The sequence below is a fragment of the Streptomyces sp. NPDC012835 genome (assembly GCF_042900885.1).
In the GTDB taxonomy this organism is placed as follows: Bacteria; Actinomycetota; Actinomycetes; order Streptomycetales; family Streptomycetaceae; genus Streptomyces.
Window position 1 is genome coordinate 619,986 of record NZ_JBIBBW010000001.1, and the last position, 25,400, is coordinate 645,385.

21 protein-coding genes are annotated in these 25,400 nt (G+C 71.2%); 8 read left to right on the forward strand and 13 right to left on the reverse strand.

All coding sequences use genetic code 11. The features are described from left to right. The first annotated feature begins 101 nt into the window (after positions 1-101). On the forward strand, positions 102-788 hold the full coding sequence (locus ACFY6S_RS02545; protein WP_388821695.1) for a DUF5825 family protein: 687 nt from the start codon (positions 102-104) through the stop codon (positions 786-788). 130 nt (positions 789-918) lie between these two features. Here ACFY6S_RS02545 and ACFY6S_RS02550 read toward each other — a convergent pair whose 3' ends face one another. After that, positions 919-1,677, reverse strand: a complete 759-nt coding sequence (locus ACFY6S_RS02550; RefSeq protein ID WP_388821698.1) for a LysR substrate-binding domain-containing protein — start codon at positions 1,675-1,677, stop codon at positions 919-921. 58 nt (positions 1,678-1,735) lie between these two features. Between ACFY6S_RS02550 and ACFY6S_RS02555 the strand changes: the two genes are divergently transcribed. The 3 genes from ACFY6S_RS02555 (at position 1,736) to ACFY6S_RS02565 (ending at position 5,575) form a co-directional block, all read left to right on the forward strand. Continuing rightward, positions 1,736-2,143, forward strand: a complete 408-nt coding sequence (locus ACFY6S_RS02555) for a DUF5997 family protein (RefSeq protein ID WP_388821701.1) — start codon at positions 1,736-1,738, stop codon at positions 2,141-2,143. A gap of 751 nt (positions 2,144-2,894) precedes the next feature. After that, positions 2,895-4,190, forward strand: coding sequence for a cation:proton antiporter (locus ACFY6S_RS02560; RefSeq protein ID WP_388821707.1), 1,296 nt, complete (start codon positions 2,895-2,897; stop codon positions 4,188-4,190). A gap of 494 nt (positions 4,191-4,684) precedes the next feature. After that, complete coding sequence (locus ACFY6S_RS02565) at positions 4,685-5,575, forward strand: phytanoyl-CoA dioxygenase family protein (protein WP_388821709.1); 891 nt, start codon at positions 4,685-4,687, stop codon at positions 5,573-5,575. A 113-nt stretch (positions 5,576-5,688) separates the two neighbouring features. Here the strand turns inward: ACFY6S_RS02565 and ACFY6S_RS02570 are convergent, their stop codons facing one another. The 4 genes from ACFY6S_RS02570 to ACFY6S_RS02585 form a co-directional block, all read right to left on the reverse strand. Then, positions 5,689-7,089 carry a condensation domain-containing protein gene (locus tag ACFY6S_RS02570; RefSeq protein WP_388821712.1) on the reverse strand — a complete coding sequence of 467 codons (1,401 nt, stop codon included), beginning with the start codon at positions 7,087-7,089 and terminating at the stop codon, positions 5,689-5,691. Next, positions 7,086-8,918: an ABC transporter ATP-binding protein gene (locus tag ACFY6S_RS02575; protein WP_388821715.1), complete on the reverse strand. Its 1,833-nt coding sequence runs from the start codon at positions 8,916-8,918 to the stop codon at positions 7,086-7,088. The genes ACFY6S_RS02570 and ACFY6S_RS02575 overlap by 4 nt, the downstream gene beginning before the upstream one ends. 74 nt (positions 8,919-8,992) lie before the next feature. Then, positions 8,993-10,927, reverse strand: a complete 1,935-nt coding sequence (locus ACFY6S_RS02580) for an ABC transporter ATP-binding protein (RefSeq protein ID WP_388821718.1) — start codon at positions 10,925-10,927, stop codon at positions 8,993-8,995. A 186-nt stretch (positions 10,928-11,113) separates the two neighbouring features. Continuing rightward, complete coding sequence (locus ACFY6S_RS02585; protein ID WP_388821721.1) at positions 11,114-11,977, reverse strand: HAD family hydrolase; 864 nt, start codon at positions 11,975-11,977, stop codon at positions 11,114-11,116. Between the two features lie 549 nt (positions 11,978-12,526). On the opposite strand from ACFY6S_RS02585, the gene ACFY6S_RS02590 reads away from it, so the two are divergent. Both ACFY6S_RS02590 and ACFY6S_RS02595 read left to right on the forward strand, forming a co-directional pair. Next, on the forward strand, positions 12,527-12,775 hold the full coding sequence (locus ACFY6S_RS02590) for an acyl carrier protein (RefSeq protein ID WP_388821724.1): 249 nt from the start codon (positions 12,527-12,529) through the stop codon (positions 12,773-12,775). Positions 12,776-13,244: 469 nt separating this feature from the next. Next, a complete protein-coding gene (locus tag ACFY6S_RS02595) occupies positions 13,245-14,378 on the forward strand; it encodes a nucleotidyltransferase family protein (protein ID WP_388821727.1) in 1,134 nt (377 codons plus the stop codon). A gap of 42 nt (positions 14,379-14,420) precedes the next feature. Here ACFY6S_RS02595 and ACFY6S_RS02600 read toward each other — a convergent pair whose 3' ends face one another. Genes ACFY6S_RS02600 through ACFY6S_RS02635 form a run of 8 tightly spaced genes read right to left on the reverse strand, consistent with a single transcriptional unit; the run spans position 14,421 to position 23,051 of the window. Then, a complete protein-coding gene (locus ACFY6S_RS02600; RefSeq protein ID WP_388821730.1) occupies positions 14,421-15,578 on the reverse strand; it encodes an acyl-CoA dehydrogenase family protein in 1,158 nt (385 codons plus the stop codon). Positions 15,579-15,598: 20 nt separating this feature from the next. After that, positions 15,599-16,843: a type III PLP-dependent enzyme gene (locus ACFY6S_RS02605; RefSeq protein ID WP_388821733.1), complete on the reverse strand. Its 1,245-nt coding sequence runs from the start codon at positions 16,841-16,843 to the stop codon at positions 15,599-15,601. Beyond that, a complete protein-coding gene (locus ACFY6S_RS02610; protein ID WP_388821736.1) occupies positions 16,840-18,330 on the reverse strand; it encodes a class I adenylate-forming enzyme family protein in 1,491 nt (496 codons plus the stop codon). Before ACFY6S_RS02610 ends, ACFY6S_RS02605 begins: the two co-directional genes overlap by 4 nt. Continuing rightward, positions 18,327-19,391: a phosphotransferase enzyme family protein gene (locus tag ACFY6S_RS02615; protein WP_388821739.1), complete on the reverse strand. Its 1,065-nt coding sequence runs from the start codon at positions 19,389-19,391 to the stop codon at positions 18,327-18,329. The genes ACFY6S_RS02610 and ACFY6S_RS02615 overlap by 4 nt, the downstream gene beginning before the upstream one ends. Continuing rightward, entirely contained in the window at positions 19,388-20,563 is a 1,176-nt protein-coding gene (locus ACFY6S_RS02620) for a hypothetical protein (protein ID WP_388821742.1), read from the reverse strand. Before ACFY6S_RS02620 ends, ACFY6S_RS02615 begins: the two co-directional genes overlap by 4 nt. A 31-nt stretch (positions 20,564-20,594) precedes the next feature. Further along, entirely contained in the window at positions 20,595-21,239 is a 645-nt protein-coding gene (locus ACFY6S_RS02625) for a hypothetical protein (RefSeq protein WP_388821745.1), read from the reverse strand. A gap of 43 nt (positions 21,240-21,282) precedes the next feature. After that, positions 21,283-22,023, reverse strand: a complete 741-nt coding sequence (locus tag ACFY6S_RS02630; RefSeq protein WP_389461258.1) for a class I SAM-dependent methyltransferase — start codon at positions 22,021-22,023, stop codon at positions 21,283-21,285. 35 nt (positions 22,024-22,058) lie between these two features. Then, positions 22,059-23,051, reverse strand: a complete 993-nt coding sequence (locus tag ACFY6S_RS02635; protein ID WP_388821751.1) for a hypothetical protein — start codon at positions 23,049-23,051, stop codon at positions 22,059-22,061. A gap of 309 nt (positions 23,052-23,360) precedes the next feature. Between ACFY6S_RS02635 and ACFY6S_RS02640 the strand changes: the two genes are divergently transcribed. Next, the gene (locus ACFY6S_RS02640; protein ID WP_388822891.1) at positions 23,361-24,299 is read left to right on the forward strand and encodes an aldo/keto reductase; all 939 of its coding nucleotides are present in this window, start codon (positions 23,361-23,363) and stop codon (positions 24,297-24,299) included. Positions 24,300-24,553: 254 nt separating this feature from the next. Then, positions 24,554-25,324 (forward strand): SDR family NAD(P)-dependent oxidoreductase, encoded by a 771-nt coding sequence (locus ACFY6S_RS02645; RefSeq protein ID WP_388821754.1) that lies wholly within the window; start codon positions 24,554-24,556, stop codon positions 25,322-25,324. Positions 25,325-25,400 lie beyond the last annotated feature (76 nt).

The following is a 25,400-nucleotide window of genomic DNA, read 5'->3' on the forward strand; positions in this document are numbered from 1 at the left end:
TCTCCCGTCCCCTCTTTCCTTCCTCCCTTTTCCTTCCTCCCTCTTCCACCTCGCCGTCCCACCGTCGTCCGACCGAGCAGGCGTACCCGGAGGCCAGTCCGATGAGTCCCAGCCCCACCCTCACCCCGTCCGCCGCCGTCTGGCGTGACTACGACCCCGTCGCCTGCGCGCTGCCGGGGATGTTCCTCGGCGACATCGCGCTGACCGGCCCCGTCGCCGAGGAGTGCGACCGGCTGTGGGAACTGGGCGCGCGCCGTGTCCGGCTGTCCGGCGTCGTGGATCTCGCGGACACCGGAACACCGGACGCCGCGGCCCGTACCGTACGGGCCCTCAGCCTGGTCAGGGACCTGACGGCACGCGCTGTGCTCGTCGAGTGGGACCTGCGGCCCGATCCGGACGGGGGCCCGACGGCCGCCGAGGACATCGGCCGCCTCCTGAGCCACCTCCAGCCGCCGCAGCGGATCGAGGGGGTGGCCCCGGCGACGGCGGACGACGCGCTGCGGACCTGGCGCAACGGCCACTACCTCGGCAAGTTCCTCTGGCGCCAGGGCCCGGGCTTCGTCCAGATCCGCGACCGCCGCTGGGGGGACCTCCGCCGCTTCACGGTGGACGAGCCGCACTACCAGGAAGCGATCGGAAGCCTGGCGTACGGGGCTCCCGCCTCGGCGGTGCCGTCGGACGCGCTCGCCGACTTCCGCGAGGAGCGACTCGTGCTCGCGGTCGGCGGGGTGGAGTGGTGGCTGCCGTACCGCGTCAACCGCTGGATACAGGAGGCGATGACGATCTGAGCCGGGGGGGCTCCCGCATGCCCCCGCCCGGCGGAGGCGCCGGGCGGCTTCCGCCGGTACGGGGGGGCACCGGTCCCGCGGCAGGTGCTTCCTACGGCGACCTGCGGCAGCCACTTCCTACAGCCACCGCTCAGGACCGGCGACGCGGCTTTCCCCGCTTGGCGCCGCCCTTGGCCGGCTTACCGGCACCGGACTTCCGTACCGAGCCGCCCCGCCCCGCGCCCTTGGACGGCGGCTTCGACTGTTTCGAGGGTGCCTTCGGCTGCGCGGCGGGCGCGGGGCGCCCCCGTGTGCTGTTGACGGTCCGCCCCCGGACGATCCCGATGAAGTGCTCCACCAGGTCGGTGGTCCCGTCCTCCAGCCACGACAGCGCCACGCGCGACTCGGGGGCATCCGTCACCGGCCGGTACGTGAGGTCCTTGCGGTGGTACAGCCGGGCCAGGGACTGCGGGACCACGAGCACCCCCACCCCCGCCGCCACCAGCTCGACGGCGTCCTCCGTCGTCGCGGGCCGCTCGATCGCGGGACGCCCGGGCAGCCGCTCCCACTCCAGGGTGTCGTCGAGCGGGTGCAGCACCACCTCGTCGGCGAGATCCGCGACGGAGACCTCTTCGACGGCGGTCACCAGGTGGTCCTTGGCCACCACCACGACGGTCGTCTCGGTGTAGAGGGGAATCGCGCTGAGCCCCGTCCGGTCCATCGGCAGCCGCACGAGCCCGGCATCGGCGCCACCGCCCCGCAGCACGTCGGGCGCCTCGGCGGCGGAAACCCCGGCGAGATCCAGGGGGACGTCGGGCAGCCGCTCGTGCCAGATCCGTACCCACTTGCCGGGCGTCACCCCCGGTACGTAGGAGAGCCTGAATGAAGGAGGTGTGTCCGTGCCTGTCACCCGGCCAGGTTACCGGCCGTGGTCAGAGGCCGCTCACAGGCTCGTTAGGCTTGACTTCATGACATCGCACAAGACCACCGTCCAGACGATGAAGCCCGCGACCGCGGCGAAGAAGCTGGGCGTGTACCTGGAGGCCACCCCCGCCGAGTTCCAGGAGGGCGTCGTCTCCCGCAACGAGCTGAACGCACTGCAGACCGACCCGCCCGAGTGGCTGGCGACCCTCCGTCGCAACGGTCCCCACCCCCGCCCGGTCGTCGCGGCGAAGCTGGGCATCTCCATCGCCGGCCTCGCCCGCGGCGGCGTGACGGACGCCCTCACCACAGAACAGATCGACGCGCTGAAGTCGGACAGCCCGGAGTGGCTGGTACGGGAACGCGCCACGCAGGCGGAGGTCCGTAAGGAAGCGGCCCGCATCAAGGAGAAGAACGCGGAACGTGCCGTCGAGTCCCCCCGCGACCGCGCCTGACCCGGCAGTACCCCGGCCACGACCGCACCGCCCGACCGGCCGCGCCCGCCGGCGCGGGTTCGGGGCCGCGCGGGACGGCGAAGAGGTGGCCCGGACCGTCCACGACAGGACCCGGCCGGCCCGCGAGGAGATGCGCCCGAAGCGGCCGGGGGTGTGGTCGGCGCCGGCGCACGTGGGGCCATGAGCCGGGGCTGACCATCCGGTCCCACGCGATCGGGGTGGAGCGACGGGGCACGGCGCTCGTCGTGCGCATCGTGTTCATCCCGGCCGACGAGTGGCGCGAACCCGAGGTCAGGGGCGCCCCACTGCCGCGTGTGGCCGTCCGGGTGCCCTGCGACGGACGGCTGGTCGACGGCTCCGGCTGATGCCTCCGCCTCCGCTCGGTCGCCTCGTGCACGCGGTTCTGCTGCCCACGCTCGTGGTTGCCCCGTACCTCGATGTAACTCGTCAACTCCCATGGACCGGGGCGGCGAAGGCGTGATCCACTGCGCTCATGAGCCTGTCGGTAGCTGTCTTTGCGGTAGGTGCGCACGGCGAGAGACACACGGCGTGCCGCGCCGATCGGGGCCGCCCGGCTGAAACGGGCCGTCGCTGATCGCGTGCGCGGACACGGCATCCAGGATGCGGATCCGGTCGCGGTACGCGGTCCGCACCAGGAGGCCGCGCGGCCCCTTCCCTCGCATCGATCGGCCACCCCTTCGCCTCCGCCACCGAGGGGGGCGGGGGCGCGATACGAACGGAGACACACCTCATGACCACGCAACAGACCTCGTCCTTGCTCGCCGGTCTCGCCGTCATGGTGCTTCTCGCCCGGGCGTTGGGGGCACTGGCACGGCGTTTCGGCCAGCCGCCCGTGATCGGCGAGGTCCTCGCCGGTATCGCGCTCGGCCCCACTCTCTTCCACGGGGCGGTCTCCGACGCCCTCTTCCCCTCCTCCACCCGGCCGTTGCTCAGCGCGCTGGCCGCGGTGGGCGTCGCGGTCTTCATGTTCATCGTGGGCCTGGAGTGGGACGCGGCCCTGATCCGCGGCAGCGGAGCGATCGCACCCAGTGTGGCGATCTGCTCGATCCTCCTGCCCTTCGGGCTCGGCACCCTGCTCGGCTTGCATCTGACGGACAGTCATGGTCAGGGCGACCGGACGTCGTTCATCCTCTTCATGGGCATCGCCATGTCGATCACCGCGTTCCCGGTCCTGGCCCGCATCCTCACCGACCGGCGCATGTCCCGTACCCCGCTCGGGGTGGTGGCACTGGCCTGCGCCTCCATCGATGACGTCCTCGCCTGGTCACTGCTCGCCGTCGTCGTCGCCATCAGCGGCTCGGCCGGCCCCGACCAGTGGCGGATCCTGCTCGCCGTTCCGTTCCTGCTCGCCATGCTGTTCCTGGTACGCCCTCTGCTGCGCCGGGCGGTCGAACGGCGTGAGACGCCGCGCCTCACGCCCACGCTCTTCGCCTTTCTCCTCGGCGGGCTGCTGCTGTCCGCCGCCGCCACCGAGTGGCTGGGCCTGCACTACATCTTCGGCGCGTTCCTCTTCGGCGTGGTGCTGCCGCGTTCCGGCACCGAGCAGCTGCGCACCGATGTGAACGAACGGCTCGGGCAGATGAGCGGGACTCTGCTGCTGCCGGTGTTCTTCCTCGTCGCCGGCCTCCAGGTCGACCTGTCCGGGGTCGACGCGGCCGGCCTCGGCGACCTGGGTCTGATCATGCTGGTGGCGGTGGGCGGAAAGTTCCTGGGCGCGTTCGCCGCCGCCCGGGCGAACCGGATGCCACCACGGCAGTCCGCCGCGTTGGCCACCCTGATGAACACCCGCGGGCTGACCGAGCTGATCGTGCTCAACCTGGGGCTGCAACTAGGCTTCCTGGACAAGGAGTTGTACGCGCTCATGGTGGTGATGGCGGTGGTGACCACGGCGATGGCCGGCCCCCTGCTGACGTGCATCCTGGACCGGCGCACCGCCGACGGCCCCACCGATCCGGCCACCGACCTTGCCCTGACCCCCGAATCCGACCACCGGGCCCGGCGAGCACCCGATACCACCGCGTCATAGCCGCCGGCGGCAGGACCACGGACGGCACGACCCGCCGGCCGCGCGCCCGGAGGCGTTCCTCCAGCGCCTCACCCACCCCTGGTTCCCGACACAGGAGCGGCTCAGCGCAGCCTTCCCCGGTCACGTAGGTCTCGGACCGCTGACGGTCAGCAATCCGTCGGCATCGGTATCCGAGGACTTCCGGGCAGATGGCGACCAAAACACTCGCCCGAGGCACGGGCACCTTCTTCAAGGACTGCGAGCACCCTCGGCCGGCCCGTTCGCCCTGGCCCACCGGAATCCCGTCGCGGAAAAGCGGGCATGTGCCCCCCCTTGGGCCCGCACAATCGCCCATCGCCGCGAAACAATTCCTCGAACCCTCCCCGTATAAGCCGTCTTCCGGCAGCCATTTGACTTCAACAATCCTTGACACAGGGAAGGTTGGGACAAGTTCACCCTCCGAAGTTAGAATGCTCCGGTCATCGATCGTTCCGACACGGAGGCGACGGCTCATCATGGTTGCGACAGCTGCTGAGAAGAACCTGGAAGCCCACGTGGAGCGGTTCGCCGTTCAGGGGTTCACCGTGATGCGAGATGTCTTCCGGCCCGATGAGGTCGCGCGGATGCTCGCCGCCAGCGAGCGCGTCGTCAGCAAGGTTCGCGCCGACCCGCAGTCCTTCGGTGCCCCGACCGTTCCCCGTTACACCGACCGGACGGAAGGCGCGCTGGACACCTGGGGGGTGGACAACATGTTCGCGCCCCGGCTGTACGAAAGGGAACTGGGCGCGATCTTCGGGCACGCGAAGTTCATGGAATTCAGCCACGCCGTCCTGGGGCCGAATCTGCGTTTCTGGGCAGCGCACCTGCTGTGGTCGCCGGAGCGGACGAGCTATGAACTCGGTTGGCACAAGGACCAGCACGACAATGAGCAGTACGATCCGTCCGGTGGTTCCCTGCACGTGCAGTTCAATGTCTGCCTGGCCGCTGACACCTCGTTCCGGGCCATCCCCGGCTCACACCGGCGGCCACTGACCGATGCCGAACGCGCGGCGGTCACTACCGACAGCTCCGCTCCCTTGGACGGCGAGGTGCGAGTGGAATGCGAAGCCGGTGACGTCATCTACATGAACCACCACATGGTGCACCGGGGTTCGTGCGAACCGGGCCTGTTCCGCCGGACCCTCCACATGAACGTCCAGTCCATGGAGGAGGAGACCGGTGGCCAGACCTCCTACTCCTACATGCGGGAACCGGGCTATCTGGAGAGCGTCGACCCGGCGCTCTCCGCACTGATGCGCAAGGCGATCGAGTGGGACGACGCCCACCCCGTCGACCGCGCCGAGGCACGTCGGCGGATGCGCATCTCGCACGACCTGCGCCGTTCCACGGCCGGTGCCGCCAAGTAACGGCGCGCCAAAGGGAGATGCTGTGCCGCGTCGCCCTCCCTCTCGGTCCGCACGCCCGTACGGGACCCCTGCGGGTGGCGCCGGCGACTTCGAGGGCCCGTCGGTGTCACCCGTCAGGAGCCCCCGATCGCGCGCAGGTCGGCCGCAGTGAGCCGCCGCCCTCCGCCCGCGGCGACGAGCAGTGTCTCGATGCTGCGCAGCAGTGTCTCGGTGGTGGGGCGGGTCACGGCCCGGCCGTCACCGCGAGCGAAGAATCCCGTGTAGCCCCGGTGGGGACGGATACCGAGGTACAGATCGGTCCAGCCCGGCACCGGCTGGGCGATCCGGCGGAAGCGGGAGCGCGCCATGGGCTCCTCCACCGGATCCCCGGTCCCGGGGAACGGGTCGCCCGGCGCGGCCCTGCTGTTGGTGAGGTTGAGGAACAGCCGCGGGGCGGCAGGCTCACCGGTCTCCTCCCGCAGCCGCTCGCGCAGCGCGTCCAGGGCGCCCGGGTCGTACGCCGCGTTGCGGTACGCGGGCAGCAACGCCCGGGCCGTCGCGCCGATCACGTCCTCGAAGCTCTTGCCGCCCGCCTCGACTCCGACGGTGACGGACTGGGACAACGGACCGACCATGCCGCGCGAGCGAGGCGCGAAACGGTTGTGGACATAGGTGCCGAAGTGGTGGTGCGCCGTGCCGGACCGCGCCGAGAGCGCGGCGAGGACGGCCGCCGTCAGTACCGTGTAGACGGAGGTCCGGTACCGCCCGGCCACCTCGCGCGCCGCCCGCGACACGGCGGGCGATTCGAAGACCGTCTCGTGGAAGCCATGGCTGCCGGACGGCGCGGCGCCGTGGTGGTCCGGGAAGAGCGGCGGTGCGGGCAGCGTCAACAGGCGCGCCCAGTAGGCCATCGCGCCCTCGGAGCGGCGCTGCCCTTCGGGGCCCTGTTCCCAGGAGTACTGCCGCGCCGGCTGCCAGGGATGCGGTGTCAACGCGCCCTCCCGGCCCCGCAGCAGGACGAGCAGCTCCTCCTTGACGAGGCTGAGACCCCAGTCGTCCAGGGTGATCGGGCTGAACAGGAGGGCCACGCGCCGGACCGTGTCGCCCTCGGTGAACAGCGCGACGCGGAGCGGACGCGCGCGCAGGGTGAAGATCTTCTCCCGCATCCCCTCGTACAGGTACCGGTGCACACCGGCCGCCCCCGTCTCCGGGACCGGCCAGATCTCGACGGGCAGGCTGCCCTCGCCCGCGACGGTCTGTACGGGATCGCCCGCCGCGTCCGCTCCGTACGTGGTCCGGAGCGCGTCGTGGCGGACCACCACGGCGCGCAGGCAGCGCAGCGTCTCCTCGGTCCCCGGGCGCAGGTCCCCCGGCAACGCCAGGTGCAGCGGTACGTAGATGTGCCGGCCCTCGGGGTGATCCAGCATCATGCGCCGGAAGCGCAGCTGGCTCCAGGTCAGGCCGTGGGTTCCGTGGCGGGCACCGTCGAAGGCGACGTGACGGACCGCGGGCGGGTGTGCCGCGTCCGCCGTCATCGGTCTTCCGTCTGCTCGGCCTCCGAGAGCGCGTAGCCGCGCGCCTGGGTGGTGTACAGCTTCCAGTAGCGGCCTCGCCGTTCCATGAGGACGTCGTGCGCGCCCTGCTCGATGACGCGGCCCTTCTCCAGAACGACGATGTGGTCCGCCATGTACACGGTGGAGAAGCGGTGTGTGACCAGCAGGCTGATGCCGTCGCCCCGGCCCTCGGTCTCGTGGGTGAACCGCTCGTACAGGTCGTGTTCGGCCTGCGGGTCGAGTGCGGCCGTGGGTTCGTCGAGGACCATCAGAGCCGCGTCGCGGCGGACGAAGGCGCGGGCGAGCGCGATGCGCTGCCACTGTCCCCGGGACAGCTCGACGCCACCGTGGACGCGGCCGAGTTGGGTCGCACTCCCGTCCGGGAGGGCCGCGACGAACCGGTCCGCGCCCGCGCGTCGCAGCGCGTCCGCCACCGTGTCCGGGGGCGCGGTGCTGTCTCCCGGTGCGCCGATGGCGACGCTCTCACGGACGGGCAGTTCGAAGGCGACGAAGTCCTGGAACGCTCCCGTACAGCGGTCGCGCCAGCTCTCCGGCGAGAGTCCGGCCGACGCGATCCCGTCGACGGTCATGATTCCCCCGGTCGGCTCGTGCATCCCGGTGAGCAGGTTCACCAGGGTGGACTTGCCCGCGCCGTTGTCGCCCACGAGGGCGACGGTGGTTCCCGGCCGGAGCGTCAGGTCGATGTCGCTCAGCGCGGGTCCATCGGCGCCGGGGTAGGTGAAGGACACCTTCTCCAGACGGATGCCGTCGGTGAGCGTGTGCGGAGCGGTGGCGCCGGGGCGGGCGGAGTCCTGGGCGTAGGCACGCAGCCAGAGGTAGTGCGTGAGGGCTTGGCCCGCCTCGGAGACCTTGCCGAGGCTGTCGACCGTGATGCGGACCTGGGAGCGGAGCCTGCTGCCCAGGGTGAGAGCGAGCATGAGGTCGCCCAGGGTCGCGGAGCCCTGGAGCACCAGGTGCAGGACGAGCGCCAGGGCACCGAGGTAGCTGGCGGTGAAGCAGGCCCATCCCGCCAGCCTCCAGCAGGAAGCGACCAGGTCGGCGCTGTAGAGCGTGCGGACGGAGGCCGTCCAGGCCCGGTCGGCCTCCTCGTCGAGGACCGGGCCCGCGCCGGTGATCCGCGCCTCCTGGCTGGTTCCGGCGTCCACACACAGTTCGTGCAGCGCGCGCTCCAGGCGTTGGTGTTCGGCGCCGGCGTCCCGGGCCTCACGGAGCACGGCCTGCGCGCGGTGGCCGGTCCACAGCGGTGGCAGCGTCAGCAGCGCGAGGAGGCCCATCAGGGGGGAGACGTCCATGAGCAGCCATACGGAGATCACCACGCTGGTGACGGTGGCGCACGCGTCGGCCAGCCGCCAGGCGGAGGCGGACAGCGCTCTGGTGCCTCGGCGCAGCACGCCGAGGCGGTTGAGGTACTCCGGTGTCTCCAGGTGGTCGATGGCGGGGATGGTGGCGATCGACGTCAGCACCTCCTCGTTGATCTTGACGTCCACGCGGTCCGAGAGGTCGATGAGGATGTTCGCCTGAACGCGTCCGCAGGCGGCGGTCAGCGCGTAGCCGGCCGCCCCGGCGGCGACCGCGGCCACGACTCCGGCGAACGCCTCCAGGCCCACGGAGTCCACGAGCCAGCGCTGGCTCAGGCCGGTGAGGGCCACCGCGGCCGTCTGGCTGAGCATCAGCGCGGTCAGCAGCAGTGTCATCGTGCGGTCCGTGCGCCAGGTCAGGCGTATGAGGTGGCGCAGGACGGCACCGCGCCCGGCCAGGTGCCCGGTTCCGGTGGTCCTTACATTGGTCATCGTCTGGTCCAGCCATTCGTAGGGATGAGCGTCCGAGGGGTGCGAGGGGGGCTTTCAGCCGTCCGCCTCGGAACTCATGGCGCTGCCCGCGTGGCGTCGCGGTCCTGGTCATCGGTCGCTTCGAGGCCGGGCGCGGGGGGCGGCACCCCGGCAGGGCCCTTGCCGAACCTGGCCGCCTGGAGGCGAAAGAGCCGGGCGTAACCGCCGTTCGCCGTCATCAGCGCGTCGTGGCTGCCCTCCTCCACGACCCTGCCGTCGGCGATCCGCACGATGCGGTCGGCCCGGCGGACCGTGGACAGCCGGTGCGAGATGAGGACGACGGTGGTGTCCTCGGCGGCGGCCGTGACCCGCTCGTGGAATTCGGCCTCCGACGCGACGTCGAGGTGGGCCGTCGGCTCGTCGAGGACGAGGAGGTCGCGGCCGTGGTCGGTGGCGAAGAGGGCGCGGGCGATGGCCAGGCGCTGCCACTGCCCGCCGGAGAGGTTCACGCCGCCGTGGAACTCGGCGGACAACCGGGTGGCCTCCTTCGCCGGTAGGCCGTCGGCCAGGACCGCGGCGTCGGCGCGCCGCAGGGCACGGGCGACTCCGTCGTGGTCGGCACGGTGCTCGGGCGCGCCGAGGGAGACGTTGTCGGCGAGGCTGAGCGGGTATCGGTTGAAGTCCTGGAAGACAACGCCGATCCGGCGTCGCCACTCCTCGTCGTCGAGCAGGGCGAGGTCGACGCCGTCGACGGTGATGCGACCGGCCGTCGGGGTGTACAGGCCCACGAGAAGCTTGATGAGTGTGGTTTTGCCCGCGCCGCTGTCGCCGACGATCGCCAGCGTCTCACCGGACCGGATACGCAGGTCGAGGCGGTCGAGGACGGGCCGTCGCGAGCCGGGGTACCGGAAGCTCAGCCCCTCGAACCGGATGTCGGCAGGCGCCCCACCGGCTGCGGGCGCAAGCGCGGCGGCGCCCGGCGCGGCGGCGCCCGGCGCGGCCTTGGCCCGCAGCGCGTCGAGGGCGCGCACCGCCTCCAGGCCGTGCGTGATGTCGTACGCCTCCATGCCCATCGAGCTGATGCGGAAGACGACGGTGACCGCGACGAGGCAGGTGACGAGTTCCCCGGTGCTCAGTTCGCCGTGGAGGGCCGCCAGTCCGGGGACACCCATGCCCAGGGCGGCCGAGGCGAGAGCCAGGCCGATGGTGATCCACTGCCGCGACAGGACCATGCGGCGGGTCAGCCAGACGTCACTGGCCCAGGACAGCGCCTCGCGGGTGCGTCGGCGGACCACGAAGCCGCCCAGGGCGAACAGCCGTACCTCTTTGGCGGCCGCCCGGCCCGCGCTGATCTCCGACCAGTACTGCGTACGCCGCGCCTCGCTCTCGCGGGCGTTGCTGACCGCGGCCAGGCCCATCCACTGGCGGCGCACGGTGGCGCGGGCCGTCAGCGAGGCGGCGAGCAGCACAACGGCCGTGAGCGGGAAGAACCGTGCCAGCAGGGCGGTGGCGACGACGGCGGACAGCAGTCGGAACATCAGCGTGAGCTGGCCGACGGCGGCCGCGCCCGGTGAACGGCGGGCGTCGAGACCGATGTCCGAGGCGCGGCTGATGTCGTCGGCCTGAGTGAGCGGCAGTGTGGCGTCCTGTGCTCCGAGGATGAGGCGGCGCGTCTCGCGCAGGGCTTCGCCGTCCAGACGTCCGGCCACCAGCCGCTGGATGCTGTCACGGAAGGCGACGGAGACCTCGTCGGCGAGGAGGAGCGCGCCGAGCACCGCCAGCGGCCAGCCGACGGAGGCGAGCGAGGCACCGCTGCCTAGTACGGCCGCCGCCTCGGCGGCCAGCCAACCGGTGGCGAGGGCGTTGAGGGTGGGCCACAGCATGGTCAGCGTGTGACCGGCCACGAGGGCCGCGGTCAGGGCCGCGGGGCGGGCGCCGAGCGCCATGCGCAGCAACCGTATCCGCTCGGACAGGAGTTCAGCGGTCCCGGTCATCGCGCCCGCCCGCATCAGATGTGTCTTCTCGTCCATGTTCGCAGCGCACGCTCCCTTGTGACGTCTTCGGTAAACGGAACGGTGATGCCGTCCGGCTCCTCGGCATGGCGTCCTCCGCCCTGCCCGGCCCTCCTGCGACGTGGCCCGGGCGGCGCGGGGACCGTGGCGGGCGGTGCTGCGGCGCGTCGTGCTCCGGGCGCGTGGCGGGGTCAGGGCGCCCGGTCACGGGGCATCGGCCCGTCCGGGCTCCGGCAGGGCCATCGCCGCCAGATAGGCGCCCAGGGGTTCTTCCAGACGCAGGCGAGCGGCGGCGCGCGCCGCGGCCGAGGAGCCGAGGACCGCGACGCCGAGGCGGGCGGCGGCCAGCAGGCCGGCGTCGTTGTCGCCGTCTCCGAAGGCGACCACCCGGGAGAGGTCGCGTTCGCCGAACCGTACGGCGAGCAGGGCGCTCAGGCCGACGGCCTTGCCCCGCCCGGCCGCCGTGAGCAGGGTGGCACCGAACGCGCGGAGCGCGCGCCGCTCCGTACCGGACAGCTCCGGCGGAGGCTCGCCGAACACCACCAGCCGGGTGCTGGCCCCGGTCGGCGCTCCGATTCCGACGGCGTCCCGCGGAATGCCGTAGGCCATGGCATACGCGACGGCCGCCCGCCGGGTGGACGCGAGGAGACGGCCGTCGCTCGACGCGACGACGTCCACGCAGTCACGTCGCACGCGGTCCACCGCACACGGCGGTATCGCCGCTGTCGGACGGTGGCTTTCCTCGGTTCGGTCGAACACGAGATCGCCTTCCTCCAGCAGCACTTCAGGGTGGCAGAGGGCGAGCAACGGGCCGATGTCCGTCAGCCGCCTGAACGACGGCAGCGACCGTCCGGTGACGAGCACGGGCAGGAGGCCATGTCGCCGCAGCCGGGAGACTCCGGCCACCACCGATCGCGGGACCAGGCCCTCCGCGTCGAGCAGGGTGCCGTCCAGGTCGAAGGCGGCGTACCGCGGGCCGTCGCTCCGGCGCGACGTGAAGCGTTGCCGGTCCGCGGCGGCGCCGCTCGCGGGGTCCGGGCTGTCGGTGCTGATGGCGTGCCTCCTCACTGGGTCCTTGCACGGGGCCCACGCGGGGGCTGGGGCGGCGGGAGCGGCCGAGACCGGGTCGTGGCAGTCGCCGGGGCGGGACGGGCCCGTCGCCTCCGGCTGGAGCGCGGGGCCGACGGTGGCGCGGCGACGGCCGCCGGGAACTCACACGGCCGTGTGGCGTCCGGGCCGACAGGGGCGTCGCCACGAGGTGGACCACCCGATGGCCGGAGGAACTCCGCGTCGCCGTCGTCCTGATCCGGCGGCTGAGGAGAGGTCTGCGGGAGAACGGGGGACAACCGGTCGGCATCCGTGCGCCGAATCCGCTCACGCCCACCGGCGCACTGTCGGCGCGAAATGCCCCACTCATGCGTCCGCCCTGGATTGTCCGGGTAGATGGATTCGGGCATCATACATACCCGCCGTCGACAACTTCCAGGCATTGCAACCCAGTTATCGTCACCGTATCCTCGTCCACTGGTACATGTATTGCGCGTCAGCGCACGGCGGCCGGGATCAATGAAGAACGACCGTGAGGACCTCATGAACAGAAGCGACATAGTCGACAAGGTGCGACAGCAGGTCGGCAATGCACTGGACAAGCCGGCCGAGTTTCCGAGCGCCGATCTCCTGGCGGACCACGGCCTCGATTCTCTGACCAGCATTCAGCTGACGCTAGCGCTGGAGGACGAGTTCCAACTCACTTTCGCGGACGACGAGATCAGCCTGGAGTACTTCGCGACCATCGACCGGATCGTGCACCTGCTGGACACGAAACTCAACGAGCAGATCGAGGAAAATCCCAGCTCAGAGCGGTGAAGCGGGGTACGTTCCGTATCCGAGCGAGGGCCGGGCCGGTGCCCGCCGACAGCGTGTGCCCGATCGGCTGCGCCCGGTCCCGACACGCGGCGGGAGCGTCGGGCTTGTCTCTCCGCTCCTTGCCGGCAACAACTTCGAGCCGTGTTCAGGAAAAACGTCACGCGCTTTACAGAATTCCTCTACGGGCGAAGACAGCACAGAGGCGCCAGGCAGCTCTTTTTTCGCGGGCGTGGCCACAGCCGGTCGCGAGGGCCGTCCGTCGCATGTTTCCTCAATTGCCGGGCACGCCAAACATTTCACTGCCTCCTTTTCTCTCCGCAGCGGAGGCGCGCGAGTGTGCGGACCGTACCGAAAATGCGCGAAGGCCGTGCCTCGGGGAGGGGCGGAGGAAGATTCGCGAAGAAATTCACCCTGCCGCCCACCCCGTTGGGCAGGGCGCGCGAACAGTTCGAGCAACGGAGGAATTCACGTGACAGTGCAAGACGGCCCGTCGGCGACAGGGCGGCCCGATGACGCGGTGTGGAGCTTTGTCGAACTGCTCGCCACCCATCAGGGGCTCGACACGCCGCCGGACGAACGAGCGGAGCTGATCAAACGCCCGGATTTCGACCACGGACGGCTCGTCGAGCAGGCGATGCGGCACGGCCTGCTGGCCGCGCTCGCCGCGTTCCTCAACCGCCACGGGCTGCGGCGCGACCTCCCGGCGCGTCTGCGCGCGCCGGTCATGTCCGCCCTCCGCTACAACGAGTACCACGCCCACTTCCTCACCACGGAGGCCGCTCGGTTGGCCGCGACGCTGGCGGACGCGGGCGTCACCCTGGCCTTCACCAAGGGGGTGGTGCTCCAGAACAGCCTCTATGACGTGCCCGGCATCCGGAACTTCAACGACATCGACCTGATGATCGCTCCCGCCGATCGTGAGTCGGTCCGTGCGGCGTTGCTGGACGCCGGGTTCACGGCGAGCACCGACTTCGACCCCGGGACCAAGGCACTCAGGCCCCTCGCCCGGAGCGACGAGCTGATGTACCGGCTGTCGCCGGACCACTGGCCGCACTTCCACCGCCTCACCGGCGACCTGTGCGTGCCGGACGTGGCGGTGGATGTCGCCAACAGCCTGACCTGGCACGGCAGCGAGTGGCAGGTGCCGATGGACGCGGTGATGGACGGTGTGGTGCCGACCGCCGTCACCGACGAGGTCACCGTGCCCACACTGTCGCCGGTGCACACCTTTCTCTTCCTCTGCCTGCACGTGTTCCGAGAGGGCTGGACCGTACGGACCGCACGGCGCAAGGACGTCTCGCTGGCGCAGTTCGTGGACATTCTCCGCCACTGGACGCAGCAGCCTCCGGAGATACGCGCGGCGGTCGCCACCGCCGTCGGAGCGTACGGGCTGGCCGATCCGATCGCCTGGGTGGGCGCGCACACCGACACCCTCTTCGGCAGCCGCATCGTCGAGGAGCTGGAACTCGCCGCCCATGCCGGCCCGGAGTGGCTGGCAAGCGCGGGCGGCGGACCGGGGCGGCGGCTCGTGTGGAGCGGGGACATCCGCGAGCGGCTGCGGACGCCCGCTCCGTGCGACTTCACAGCGCGGGCGGAACCGTGAGGGCCCCGTAGCGGTCCGGACACGCGTCACGTCGTTCCGCCTTTACAGCAGCGTCACCGCGCGGTCCGCCCAGGAGAGCGTGCCGTTGGCGGTCCACAGCCGGTCGTTGGAGTAGTTGAGGGCGGCGGACCGCAGGTCACGGAAGGTGCGCTCCAGCGGCAGCGGCGAGGCGGAGCCGTAGCCGGTGGCGAGCCCGGCGAGCTGCACCATCCTGTCCGCGGCACGGAACGTCAGCTCGGACGCGGCGAGCTTGAGGGTGTTCAGATGGATCTGGACGGCGGGAAGGTCGAGCCGGCCGTCCCGGGCCCGGATCCGGCCCACCTCGTCGGTGACCTTCCCCAGATACGCGCTGACCAGCTCCAGTTCCAGCCGGATCCGGGCGACGCGTTCCTGGACGAGCGGAGAGGCGGGGTCCGGGCCGCCGGGCTTCTGACCGTGCGCCGTGATCCAACGGACGAGCCGGGCGAACGCCGCGCGCGCGGCGCCCAGCCAGCAGGCACTCCACGCCAGGTGCCCGACCGGCACCATGCTGTCCGCCGCCGCCTGGCGGAACTTGCCCCGCTCCCCTATCACACAGTCCGGTGCCACCCGCCCGGTGAGCCGCACCCCCACGCTGTGCGTGCCGCGCATGCCCATGGTCCTCCAGGTGGCGGTCTGTTCGATCTTGAGGTCCTCCCTGTCGGCGTAGACGAGCGTCACCTCGTGTTCCGCGGCGTCGGGCCCGTCGCGCATGGTGATGAGGAAACCGTCCGCGTGCATGCCCCCGGTGACCACCGGCGCCTCGCGGTCGAGAGCGAGGCCGTCGGCCGCCCGCAGGGCGTCCTGGGCGGAGAGCAGATGCCCGCCCTTGCCGGCCTCGGTGGTGACCGACGCGAGGTAGACCTCACCGGCGGCGATCCGCGGCAGCAGCCGGGCCCGCAGTTCCGGTGTGGCGTGCCGGACGACGAGGTCGGTCTGCTGGCAGTGCATGGCCCAGCTCATCGCAGTCGACAGACACCCCCCGGCGAACTCCTGTGCCAGCGCCGTCAATTCGGCGAGGCCCGCACCCATCCCTCCGTACGCCTCGGGGACGAGGAGGCCGAGGTAGCCGCTGCGTCGCAGATGGGCGAAGCTCTCGGTCGGGAAGCGGCTGCGCGCGTCCACGTCGGCCGCGTGCTCGCGCAGCACGGCCACCACCTCTGCCACGTCGCTGTCGGGCACCGGTACCCCTTCTCTCCGTGTCATAGGCTCGTCTCCCCCAGCCCGAGGCGTCGGACCGATGTGACCGTCCCGGCGTCGTGGACGACCTCGACGGGCAGCGGATGACTCAGGAACCCGACCAGGCTGGCGGTCAGGCCGTACGCGCCGACGTTCGGCACGGCGAACAGGTCACCGGCGCGGGCGTCCCCGACATCGGCGGACCGGTTGAGCACGTCGAGGGGCGTGCACAGCGGGCCCACCAGCGAGACCGGCGACGGCTCGGCGGTCCGTGCGCCGTCCGGGGAGCGGCCGAGCCCGTACGGCCGGGCGTCGGGCGCCCGCAGCCGCCCCAGGCCGGACAGACCGCCGAGGGTGTGGACCCCCGCGTCCAGGACGGCGAAGGTCCGCCCGCGGGCCTCCTTCACGTCGAGCACCTCGGTGACGAGGGTTCCGGCAGCGGCCACCAGGTAGCGGCCCGACTCGAAGGCGAGCCGCGTGCCGCGTGTCTGCGCGCCGGGGAAATGGTCCGCGAGGGCGCCCCCGACGGCCGCGGCCAGCCGGGGGTGGCGGCCCGGCTCGCCCGGCACCCCCTGCGGCGCGGCGAAACCGCCGCCGAGGTTGAGCAGGCTCGGGACGAAGCCGGTGTCCCGGCAGACGGCCGCCGACGTCCGCACCGCCTGGTCGAACTCGGCCAGCAGCCCGTCCTCGTCGGCGACATTGGTGGCGAAATAGGTGTGCAGGCCGACCGGGCGGGTGTGGTCGCGCGGTGTCAGGAGCGAGCGGACCGCCTCGGTGTCGGCGACATCGACCCCGAACGGCGAGGCGCCGCCCGTCATCCGCAGCGAGCCGCCCACACTGCCCGCCGGCCCGTTGAGCCGGACCAGACAGGAACAGACGACGCCCGCGTCCCCGGCCAGGGTGTCGAGCCGGGCACGGTCGGTCACCGATTCGACGGAGAACGTGCGCACCCCGGCGGCCAGCGCGGCGCGCAGCGCGGTGGTGGACTTACCCGGCCCGGTGTACAGGAGCCGGTCCGGCGTGTGTCCGGCGGCACGGGCGGCGCGCAGTTCGCCGACCGAACTCACCTCGGCCTCGCAGCCCTCCGCGCGCAGCGCCTCGACCACCCTCGGATGCGGGTTGGCCTTGAGCGAGTAGTACGTGCGCGCGCCGGCCGGAAGGTCCTCGCGCAACGCGGTCGCCGCCCGGCGTACCGCCGCCAGGTCGTAGGCGTACAGCGGTGTGCCGTATCTGGCGGCGAGTTCGGCCAGGAACTGACGGTCAGTCATTGTCTGCCTCTCTCCAGTGCCGCTCTGTTGATTTTTCCGTTCGGTGTGAGCGGCATTCGCCGGACAGGGACGCAGGTGTCCGGGCAACCGGCCGGCCCCAGGCGCGCGGTGATGCCGCGGAGCACCGCGTCCGGCGGAGCGGTGCCCGTGATCCAGAGGCGCAGCCGCCCGTCGGGGCCCGGGGGGCAGCAGACCGCCTGCTCGACACCGGGGACGTCCAGGGCGGCGCTCTCCACCTCCTGACAGCTCATCCGCCGACCGCGGCGCTTGAACAGGTCGTCGCGCCGACCGTGGAAGTAGAGCCGCCCCTCCGCGTCGAGACGCCCGAAGTCGCCGGTGCGCAGGGCCCGTCCGGCACCGTCGGGCGCGGTGACGAAGCGGTCGCGCTGCTGTGCTGCGGCGTCCTCGCCCCAGTACCCGTCCATCACATGAGGGCCGGCGACGACGATCTCGCCGGTGGCGCCGGGCGGGACCGGCACGCCGTCAGGGCCGAGGAGGAAGAGACGCGTCCCACGCAGCGGGCGGCCGACCGTCCCGGGGTGAACGAGGTCCTCGTCCGGGGCTGCCACCGTGATCCGCTTGCATTCGCTCATGCCGTACATGCAGATCAGCGCGGCGCCCGGGAAGGCGGCGCGGACCCGGGCGGCGTCGGGCCCGACGAGGGCGGCACCGGTATTGGTCAGCAGACGCACCGCGGTCGGGCGGCGGTCGCGCGCCGCGAGCCGCGCCAGGAGCAGCGCGAGGGTCGGTACGACGGGCACCACCGTGGCGTTGCTCTCCCGGATCGCGATCAGTTCGCGCGCGGATGCCGTGTCCGGCGGGTACACCACCTCGGCTCCGGCGAGCACGGCGAGGAAGATCTGATAGAGGCCGTAGTCGAAGGAGACCGGCACCCGGCAGTAGACGATGTCGGTCGGTCCGTATCCGACGCGTTCGGCGATCGCGCGCGCGGCCCAGACCACCGTGCGGTGCGGGCAGACGATGCCCTTGGGGCGCGCGGTGGTCCCTGATGTGTAGAGCAGCAGCGCCGGATCGTCCGGGCGCGCCGCCGGGAGGTCCTCGGCCGGCGGCGTCCCGGCCCAGCGCGGGCCGGTGACCGGGACGGTGGTCAGCGCGGCGAGCGCCTGGACGCGGCGCGCGGTGGTGACGACCACGGCGGGGCGCGCGTCGTCCAGCAGATGCCGCAGCTGGTAGGCGGAGGCGTCCTCGGCGACGGGTACGAGGATGACGCCGCGGGAGGCCGCGCCGAAGAGCAGCGCCGCGAAGTCCCGGCCGCCGGGCAACGCGCACAGCAGCCGCGTCCCGCGCCCGGCCCCGAGACCGTCGAGCCACCCGGCCGCGCGCCGCGCCTGCTCGGCCAGCTCCGCGTACGACCAGGCGCCATCGCGGTCGCGTACGGCCGGGTGGCCCGGCCTGGTCCGGGCGGTGCGCGCGAGCAGTTCGTGGACACAATCCGTCGACCTGTCCGCCGACGCCGCAGCGGTCATGAAGGCCCCCGGAGCGGCACGGCCCGTCCGTCGGCGTACTGCCGCCCGGTGTGCGCCCCCAGCTCGGCGACGACCCCCTGTACGTTCGCGCGCACGGCACGCGCCCCACCGGCGGCCCAGCCGAGGTACCAGCGCAGCGTCGCGGGACTGCTCGCCGCGAGTTGCCCCACGTAGCGCGGGGTCGGTACGAAGTACAGCTCCAGGATCGGGGCGACGGCGCGCAATTCGGCGGGGCGCAGCGGATGTCCGCCCGAGGCGCGGAGCAGCAGGTCGACCCCGAGGCCGTGGTGAACGCGGAAACTGCCCCGGCCGGCTCGGGCGAGGAAGAGCAGCGCCCGAGCCAGGTCGTAGACGCGTGGCCTGATGTCGACGCCGTCCCAGTCGAGGAGGGAGATCAGCTTGCCGTGGTCGTCGAAGACGAGGTTGGACCCGGCGAGTTCGCCGTGCGTCAGGGTGGCGGGCAGTGCCTGGTAGGCGGCCAGGTCCAGTTCGGCGCGGGCGCGGGCGTAGGCGCCGCGGTAGGCGTCCGCCGTCTCTTCCCAGAGGGCCGGGCCGGCGGTCTCGGACACCAGGGCACCGAGGTCGTCGAGGGCTCCCGCTTCGGCGTCGAGCCAGAACTCCATGTCCTGGATCGGATTGGCGCCGGGCTCCGGCAGGCCGTCGAGCGGCACCGCGTGGACGGCGGCGATCGTCTCGGCCGCGGCGCGCAGGTCCGCGGCGTCGCCGTCGGTGCAGTGGCGGCCGCCCACGTACCGGCGAACCTGCCAGAGCGCACCGGCCGCCGAGGCGGTGGGGAGGCCGTCCAGGGTGCGCAGCAGCGGTTCGGCCGGTACGCCGTGTGCCGCGGCCCGGGTGACGGCCGCGTCCTGGAACGCGAGCCAGCGTTCCTGGCCGGGCCGCCCCAGCCGCTTGAGCGCGTAGCGGCCGTCCGCCGTGGTGAACCGCCATACGCCGTTGGGGCTCTCGCGTACCAGTCGCTCGACGGCCATCGGCCGGAGGCCGTACGCCGCCTCGACAACCTCGGGCACCGTGCGGCCGGGGTCCGCCTCCCAGGCGCTCACGCGCCGACCGCCGCGGTCCCGGTGGCGTCCATCGCCGCCACCAGGTCGTGGACGCGGGCGTCGCAGTGGAGCGCCGGGTTCCACCGGAGGCGGAAGACAGGCCGCTCACGGACCAGTGCGGCCAGTGCGGCCCGTACCGGTTCCGCCCGCTCGGGTGCCGGGTCCGCGGCCAGCCACCGGCTCCGGTAGTCGGGGTCAGGGGCCAGCAGGTACGGGAGCAGCGCGGTGGCCGCGTCGGCGGCGTCCAGGCGCGCGATGGCCGGCTCGTCGGCCGCCGCCCGTTCCAGGACGACGAGGGTGTCGGGATGGGTGACCGCGGTGAAGGGAGCTCCGAGCAGGTCGTTGACCTCGCTGTTGCTCAGCCAGACCTTTTCCGGGGGAGGTCCGGGATCCGGCCGCCCGGCGGGAGTGGCGCCCGCGCCCGCGCGGAAGGGGTTGATGGCCCGGACCGGGACGTGGCCGCGCAGCGCGTCGAGGATGCCGAGCGCCGCGACGGCGCCCGCGCCCAGCCGTGTGGACACCGGCAGACCGACGGCGCGCCATCCGGCCGCGGTGGGTGCCAGGAATGTGCGGTCGGTGCCCACCACGCGGCCGCCTCCGCGGCCCAGCCACACCGCCGAGGACGTCTTCCCGGCCCCGGCGTCGCCGACGAGGAACACCCCGCGTCCGTTGGGGCGTTGGGCCGCCGCTCCGTGGAACATCAGGGCGCCGTCGGCGACGGCCGCCTCGCGCACCAGCTCCCGTACGGTGCGGGTGGCGAGGAGGCCGAGGCTCTCCGCCCGGGGCGCGGCCAGCACCCAGGACCGGAAGTCCCGGGTGATCAGTGTGTGCGGGTGTGTTGTGGCGTCCTGTGAGACCAGCACCGTTTCGCCGTCGGCGCCCCGGTGTTCGGTGTACCACTCGCCGGTGAACGCCTGACGGCGGCCTGTCGGCGCGCCCGGGTTCCGTCCGGCGAGCGGGTCGGGTTCGAGGAGGACCCACAGATCGGCCACCGGGAGCGGCTCCGGCGCGGTGGCGTCCGGTGCGACGGTGTGATGCTGGCTCGCGAGGTAGCGGTGGACGTACGGGTCGGCGGTACGCACCCGCAGCCGGACGCGGTACCACTCAACGGTGAGGGGCGGAAGCGTGATGTTCCGTTCCGCCCGGCCGACCAGCGGCGCGTAGAAACTCATAGGAGAGCCCCATTCCTGGAAGTGGGGGGGGTTAGATGAGGCCGGTGTCGGCGAGTTGGCCACGGATGGCCTCGAACCGCTCGACCGTCATCCGCCGCTTGGCGACATCCGCCTCCGTCTGGTCCTTGCGGCCCAGGCCGAACCACAGCTTCCCGGTGGCGGGGTCCATCCGCCGCGACACGCTCTTCTCCGCCGGGCCTCGTACCAGCAGCGAGACGGTGTGTGCCTGCGTGGTCGTGGCGTGGACCACGTCGTGGTGGATCGTGTACGAGTCACCGGCGCGTTCGGTGGTGCGGAAGCGAGGCTCGAACGCGGGGGCGGCGGCCTCGTCGTCCGGCTCCTCGACGACGTGGTAGAGCACGTGGTCGTAGGTGCCGGTCAGCAGCCGGGTGGTGAACGACCAGCGGTGGTCGTGCGGCGCGGCGACCTCCATGTTCGACCAGACGTGCAGCCGGATCCGGAAGTTGCGGTCCGGGGCGTCGTGCAGCACGAGCTTGTCGAAGAGTCGGTTGTGCTCGCACATGTCCCACAGGCGCGGGTCGGTGCGCACCCCGTCGACGAGCTGCCGCAGGGCGTCGGTGTCCGCCGACAGCGCGGCGAGGAAAGCGGCGTTGTTCTGGTGGGCCTTGTCCAGATCGGACCATTCGACCTGGTAACTGGCGAGTTCGGACAGCATGTCGTGTTCCTCTCGTCGAGGCGGCTTCAGAACCGGAAGGCGATCAGTCGGGCGTGCAGAGGAGGACCTGGGTGGTGGAGTCTGCCGTGAGCCGGTTTCCGGCGAAGTCCCCGTACGTCCGCGCCACGCGCAGCCCGGCGCGGGCCAGCAGAGGGCGCAGATGCCCGACGGTGTACATCCGGCTCGTTCGGTGCGCGTACTCGGTCCTGCCGTCCGCGGTGAACGTGTAGACCATGTCATCGGTAAGGCACCGGGTGGCGGGGTCGTACGTGCGGCGGCCTCGCACCGCGACATCGCCGCCGCTCGCCGGGTCGGGATAGCGGAAGCGGTCCTTGAGGACGCCGTCGGCGCGTGCGGTCTCGTGCGCCGGTGTCGCGACGTCGAGCGCGAAGACGCCCCGCGGCCGCAGGTGTGCCGCGACGGCGGTGAAGCAGCTCACCGCGTCCTCGTCGGAGAGCAGATGGCAGACGCTGCTGCACGCGAGCATCACCAGGGAGAAGCTCCGTCCCAGGTCGAAAGAGCGCATGTCGCCCACCTGGAACGTCGGCGGGCCGGACGGTCCGCGTTTGCCGAGCGCCTGCTCGATCATGCTGGGCGCCACGTCCAGGCCGACCACGTCGAGACCGAGGCGGGCGAGGGGGAGACTCAGCCTGCCCGTGCCGACGGCGAGTTCGAGGACGGGACCGCCGTTGGCGCGGGCGAGGTCGCACCAGAAGTCGATGTCGTGGGTGTACGTGGCGTAACGCCGGTCGTAGTGCGGGCCTTCGTAATAGATGTTGCTCACATGCCGCAGTGCGCTGTCGTCGGCCCGGCCACCGCTCACTGCGCTGTCACCACTTGGTCGAGCATGCCCGCCAGCTCCGTGCGGAAACCCAGCCCGGTCAGGCTCTGGCGGAGTGCGAAGGCGGGCACCCCAGCCGCGATACGCCGCACCCGGTCGGCCAGTCGCTCCGTCGGCGGCGGGGCGAACCGCGCGCGGAGTTCGTCGTCCTTGACCGGTGGCGTCAGCAGGTTGGCGAGAAGCCGCTCGGTCGTCTCCTTCACGTCCAGCCGGCGCGGCACGAACGCGTCGTCGCCGGTGAACGAGGGGAAGATCATGGCCCTCAGCGGCGCGCTCGGGACGATGCGGCAGCCGAGCATGCGGCCGATCTCGCCGGGCATCAGGAGCTGCGCGTCCGTGCGATGACGGTTCGACGGGTGGACGGCGTCGGCGGGGAGCGTCAGTCCGAGCGGGGCGAGGGTGTCGAGGCGGACGGAGACAGACCGCGGCCAGCCGTGTCCGACGGCGCCGTCGGGCCCTTCGTGGAGGGAGAGATCGTCGTTGCTGACGAAATCCGCGCCGGCCGCGGCGGCGGCCAGAACGGTCGAGGTCTTCCCGCTGCCCTTGCCACCGGCGATCGCGAGTCCGTGCCCACGCCACGCGACCATCCCGGCGTGCAGGAAGAGCGCCGACGCGTCATATCGAGCCACATCCAGGCGGAGCAGGGTTCGAATGTTGCGGACCACGTGGACCGGCGCATAGGCGGAGGAGGCGTCCGCGGTGAGGCGAACCACGCACCTTTCGGCATCGATTTTCCGCCAGATAAGAGTGTCGTCATAGTCACCATAATGCGCACCCAATGTCCGGGTTGTATCCGTTTTCATGGAAAGCACTACCCGCCACAGTCCGTCCGAGGAATTCGACGGCTCCACAGCGACGAAGCCGGACAGGTACTCCTCGACGGTCGGCCAGATGTCGGTCGGCACCTCGACCTCGACCGCTCGCGCGGCCACACCGGTGCATCGAACGCTGACGGTACCTTCCGAACTCACCGGGAAATCCCTTCATTGGGGAGTCGGCGGTGCGCCGACGCCGCGAGACTCTAGACCATGCGCCGTCTCGCTGGATAGCCTCGACGGGCCTCCCGGCTTGAAGGTCTTGTCCAATCACAGGAGCAATGCAACACTCTTCATTGCTCACCTGGATGGCCATCACAGGTAACGGCCGTCTCCGGAATAAACATTGACGGCGAGGAGCTGATGAAATACACGCATCTCGGACACACCGGACTCGCCGTCAGCCGACTCGGCCTCGGTACCATGAATTTCGGATCGCATGTCGCCGAGCCCGATAGCCACACCATGATGGACCACGCTCTCGGTCTTGGAATCAATTTTTTCGACACGGCCGATATCTACGGACGCAAAGCCGTTCCCGGCGGGACAGAGGCGCTCATAGGACGGTGGCTCGCCCGCCGCGGCAGATGCCGTGACAAGGTGGTACTGGCTACCAAGGTATATGGCCGTACTGCCGGAGGACCGAACGACCGGGGCCTTTCGGCGCGCCATATCATTCAAGCGTGCAATGCTTCCCTGAAGAGGCTCGGAACCGACTGGATCGATGTCTACCAGATGCATCACGTCGACCGCTCCACCCCGTGGGAGGAAATCTGGGAAGCCATGGGGACGCTCGTCGCCCAGGGCAAAGTGCGCTACACCGGGTCCTGTAATTTCGCCGGCTGGCATCTTGTGTCCGCACAGGCAGCGGCGAAGGCACGACACCTTTTCGGATTGGTCTCCGAGCAGTGCCACTACAACCTCCTCGTCCGGGATGCCGAACTCGAAGTCGTCCCCGCCGCTTCGGCACTCGGACTCGGAATTCTGCCGTGGTCACCACTCCACGGCGGCCTCCTGTCCGGTGTGCTGCGGAGGCGGGCCGCGCACGCCACGGTCCGCTCCACGAGCGACCGCGTCGCCGGCGATCTCGCGCGCGGGAAGCGCGCGATCGCCGGATACGAGGACCTCTGCGCGGAGCTGGGGCAGGACCCCTCGGTGGTGGCGCTGGCCTGGCTGCTCGGGCGGCCGGGAGTGACCGCCCCCCTCATCGGGCCCAGAACCGCCGAGCAGTTGGAACTGTCGGTACGGGCGTTGTCGGTGACGCTCGACAAGGAGGTTCTCGACCGGCTCGACGCGCTCTTCCCTCCGGCCGGATGCGGCAGTCCGGCACCCGAGGCGTGGCTGGGCCGGCCGCAGCGTGGGGGGCCCGTCCGGGGCCCGTCCGTGCCCGCGAACTCCATATGAGCGAACTGACGCAGGCCCGTTCGATCCGGGGATGTGCCGACGCCGAATATCTCATTCCGCCCTGCGCCGTTCACACCGTCGGCTCCATCTGTTCCGCGTCCCGTCCGATCCGGCTCCACGCGTTTCGCCGGTGAAATAAAGAGCAAGAAGATCGCGGGGTCACGACATCCATGCATACCGTCCCCCGGAGATCGGTACCTATATTCCGTACTGGCGGCGCAGAACGCCCATCAGTCAGAAAAAGGAGGCCCGCCATGCGAGGGTTGGAAGGGAAGGTCGCCGTTGTCACGGGCGGCGCCCAGGGCATCGGCCGGGCAGTGGTCAATCGGCTGGTGAAGGAAGACGTCACCGTCACGATTGCCGATATGCATCCGGAGTTCGGTCCTGCGGCTGCGGCCGAGGTGACCGCCGAGGGCGGCCGCGCATGGCACGCTTCGGTGGACGTGTCCGTCGAAGAACAGGTTGCCGCCGCGGTCGAGGAAACGATGAAACGTTTCGGCCGGATAGATTACCTGGTCAATTGTGCTGCGGTATTCGTCATGCGTGGAGTGGAAGCCACGGTCGAGGAGTGGCGCCGCAGCAATGATGTCAACATCATGGGACAAGCGCTGTGCGTCAAACATGTCGCGCCGCACATGGCCGCGCAGGGCGGTGCGATCGTGAACATCGCCTCGATCTCCGGACATATTGCGCAGCCGGGCTACGTTCTTTACAATTCGGCGAAGGCTGCCGTGGCGAACATGACCCGCTGTATGGCTCTGGACCTCGCTGACCAGCGGATTCGGGTCAATGCCGTCAATCCGGGAACGGTGTGGAACGCCAACAACGAGCGCTTTCACCGTGAGGTACTGAAAATGTCCCGTCAACAGGCCGAGGACGACCCGGAAATCGGCGGTCGGCACATGTTGAAGAGAGTTGCGGACCCCGAGGAGATCGCGGGCCCCATCGCGTTCCTCCTGTCCGATGACGCCAGTTTCATCACCGGGGAGAACCTGATGATCGACGGCGGTTACACAGCGATGTGACCGGTCCGTCGTCCGGTACAGCTTTCCACTTCATTGTTTTCATCGGTCGGAGAGGACCCATGGGCGAAATCAGAGT

Bases quoted from the DNA above. Each gene is read 5' to 3' on its own strand.
- ACFY6S_RS02545 (WP_388821695.1), top strand. From the start codon at position 102: ATGAGTCCCAGCCCCACCCTCACCCCGTCCGCCGCCGTCTGGCGTGAC.
- ACFY6S_RS02555 (WP_388821701.1), top strand. From the start codon at position 1,736: ATGACATCGCACAAGACCACCGTCCAGACGATGAAGCCCGCGACCGCG.
- ACFY6S_RS02560 (WP_388821707.1), top strand. From the start codon at position 2,895: ATGACCACGCAACAGACCTCGTCCTTGCTCGCCGGTCTCGCCGTCATG.
- ACFY6S_RS02565 (WP_388821709.1), top strand. From the start codon at position 4,685: ATGGTTGCGACAGCTGCTGAGAAGAACCTGGAAGCCCACGTGGAGCGG.
- ACFY6S_RS02570 (WP_388821712.1), bottom strand. From the start codon at position 7,089: ATGACGGCGGACGCGGCACACCCGCCCGCGGTCCGTCACGTCGCCTTC.
- ACFY6S_RS02575 (WP_388821715.1), bottom strand. From the start codon at position 8,918: ATGACCAATGTAAGGACCACCGGAACCGGGCACCTGGCCGGGCGCGGT.
- ACFY6S_RS02580 (WP_388821718.1), bottom strand. From the start codon at position 10,927: ATGGACGAGAAGACACATCTGATGCGGGCGGGCGCGATGACCGGGACC.
- ACFY6S_RS02605 (WP_388821733.1), bottom strand. From the start codon at position 16,843: ATGACTGACCGTCAGTTCCTGGCCGAACTCGCCGCCAGATACGGCACA.
- ACFY6S_RS02610 (WP_388821736.1), bottom strand. From the start codon at position 18,330: ATGACCGCTGCGGCGTCGGCGGACAGGTCGACGGATTGTGTCCACGAA.
- ACFY6S_RS02620 (WP_388821742.1), bottom strand. From the start codon at position 20,563: ATGAGTTTCTACGCGCCGCTGGTCGGCCGGGCGGAACGGAACATCACG.
- ACFY6S_RS02625 (WP_388821745.1), bottom strand. From the start codon at position 21,239: ATGCTGTCCGAACTCGCCAGTTACCAGGTCGAATGGTCCGATCTGGAC.
- ACFY6S_RS02640 (WP_388822891.1), top strand. From the start codon at position 23,361: ATGATGGACCACGCTCTCGGTCTTGGAATCAATTTTTTCGACACGGCC.
- ACFY6S_RS02645 (WP_388821754.1), top strand. From the start codon at position 24,554: ATGCGAGGGTTGGAAGGGAAGGTCGCCGTTGTCACGGGCGGCGCCCAG.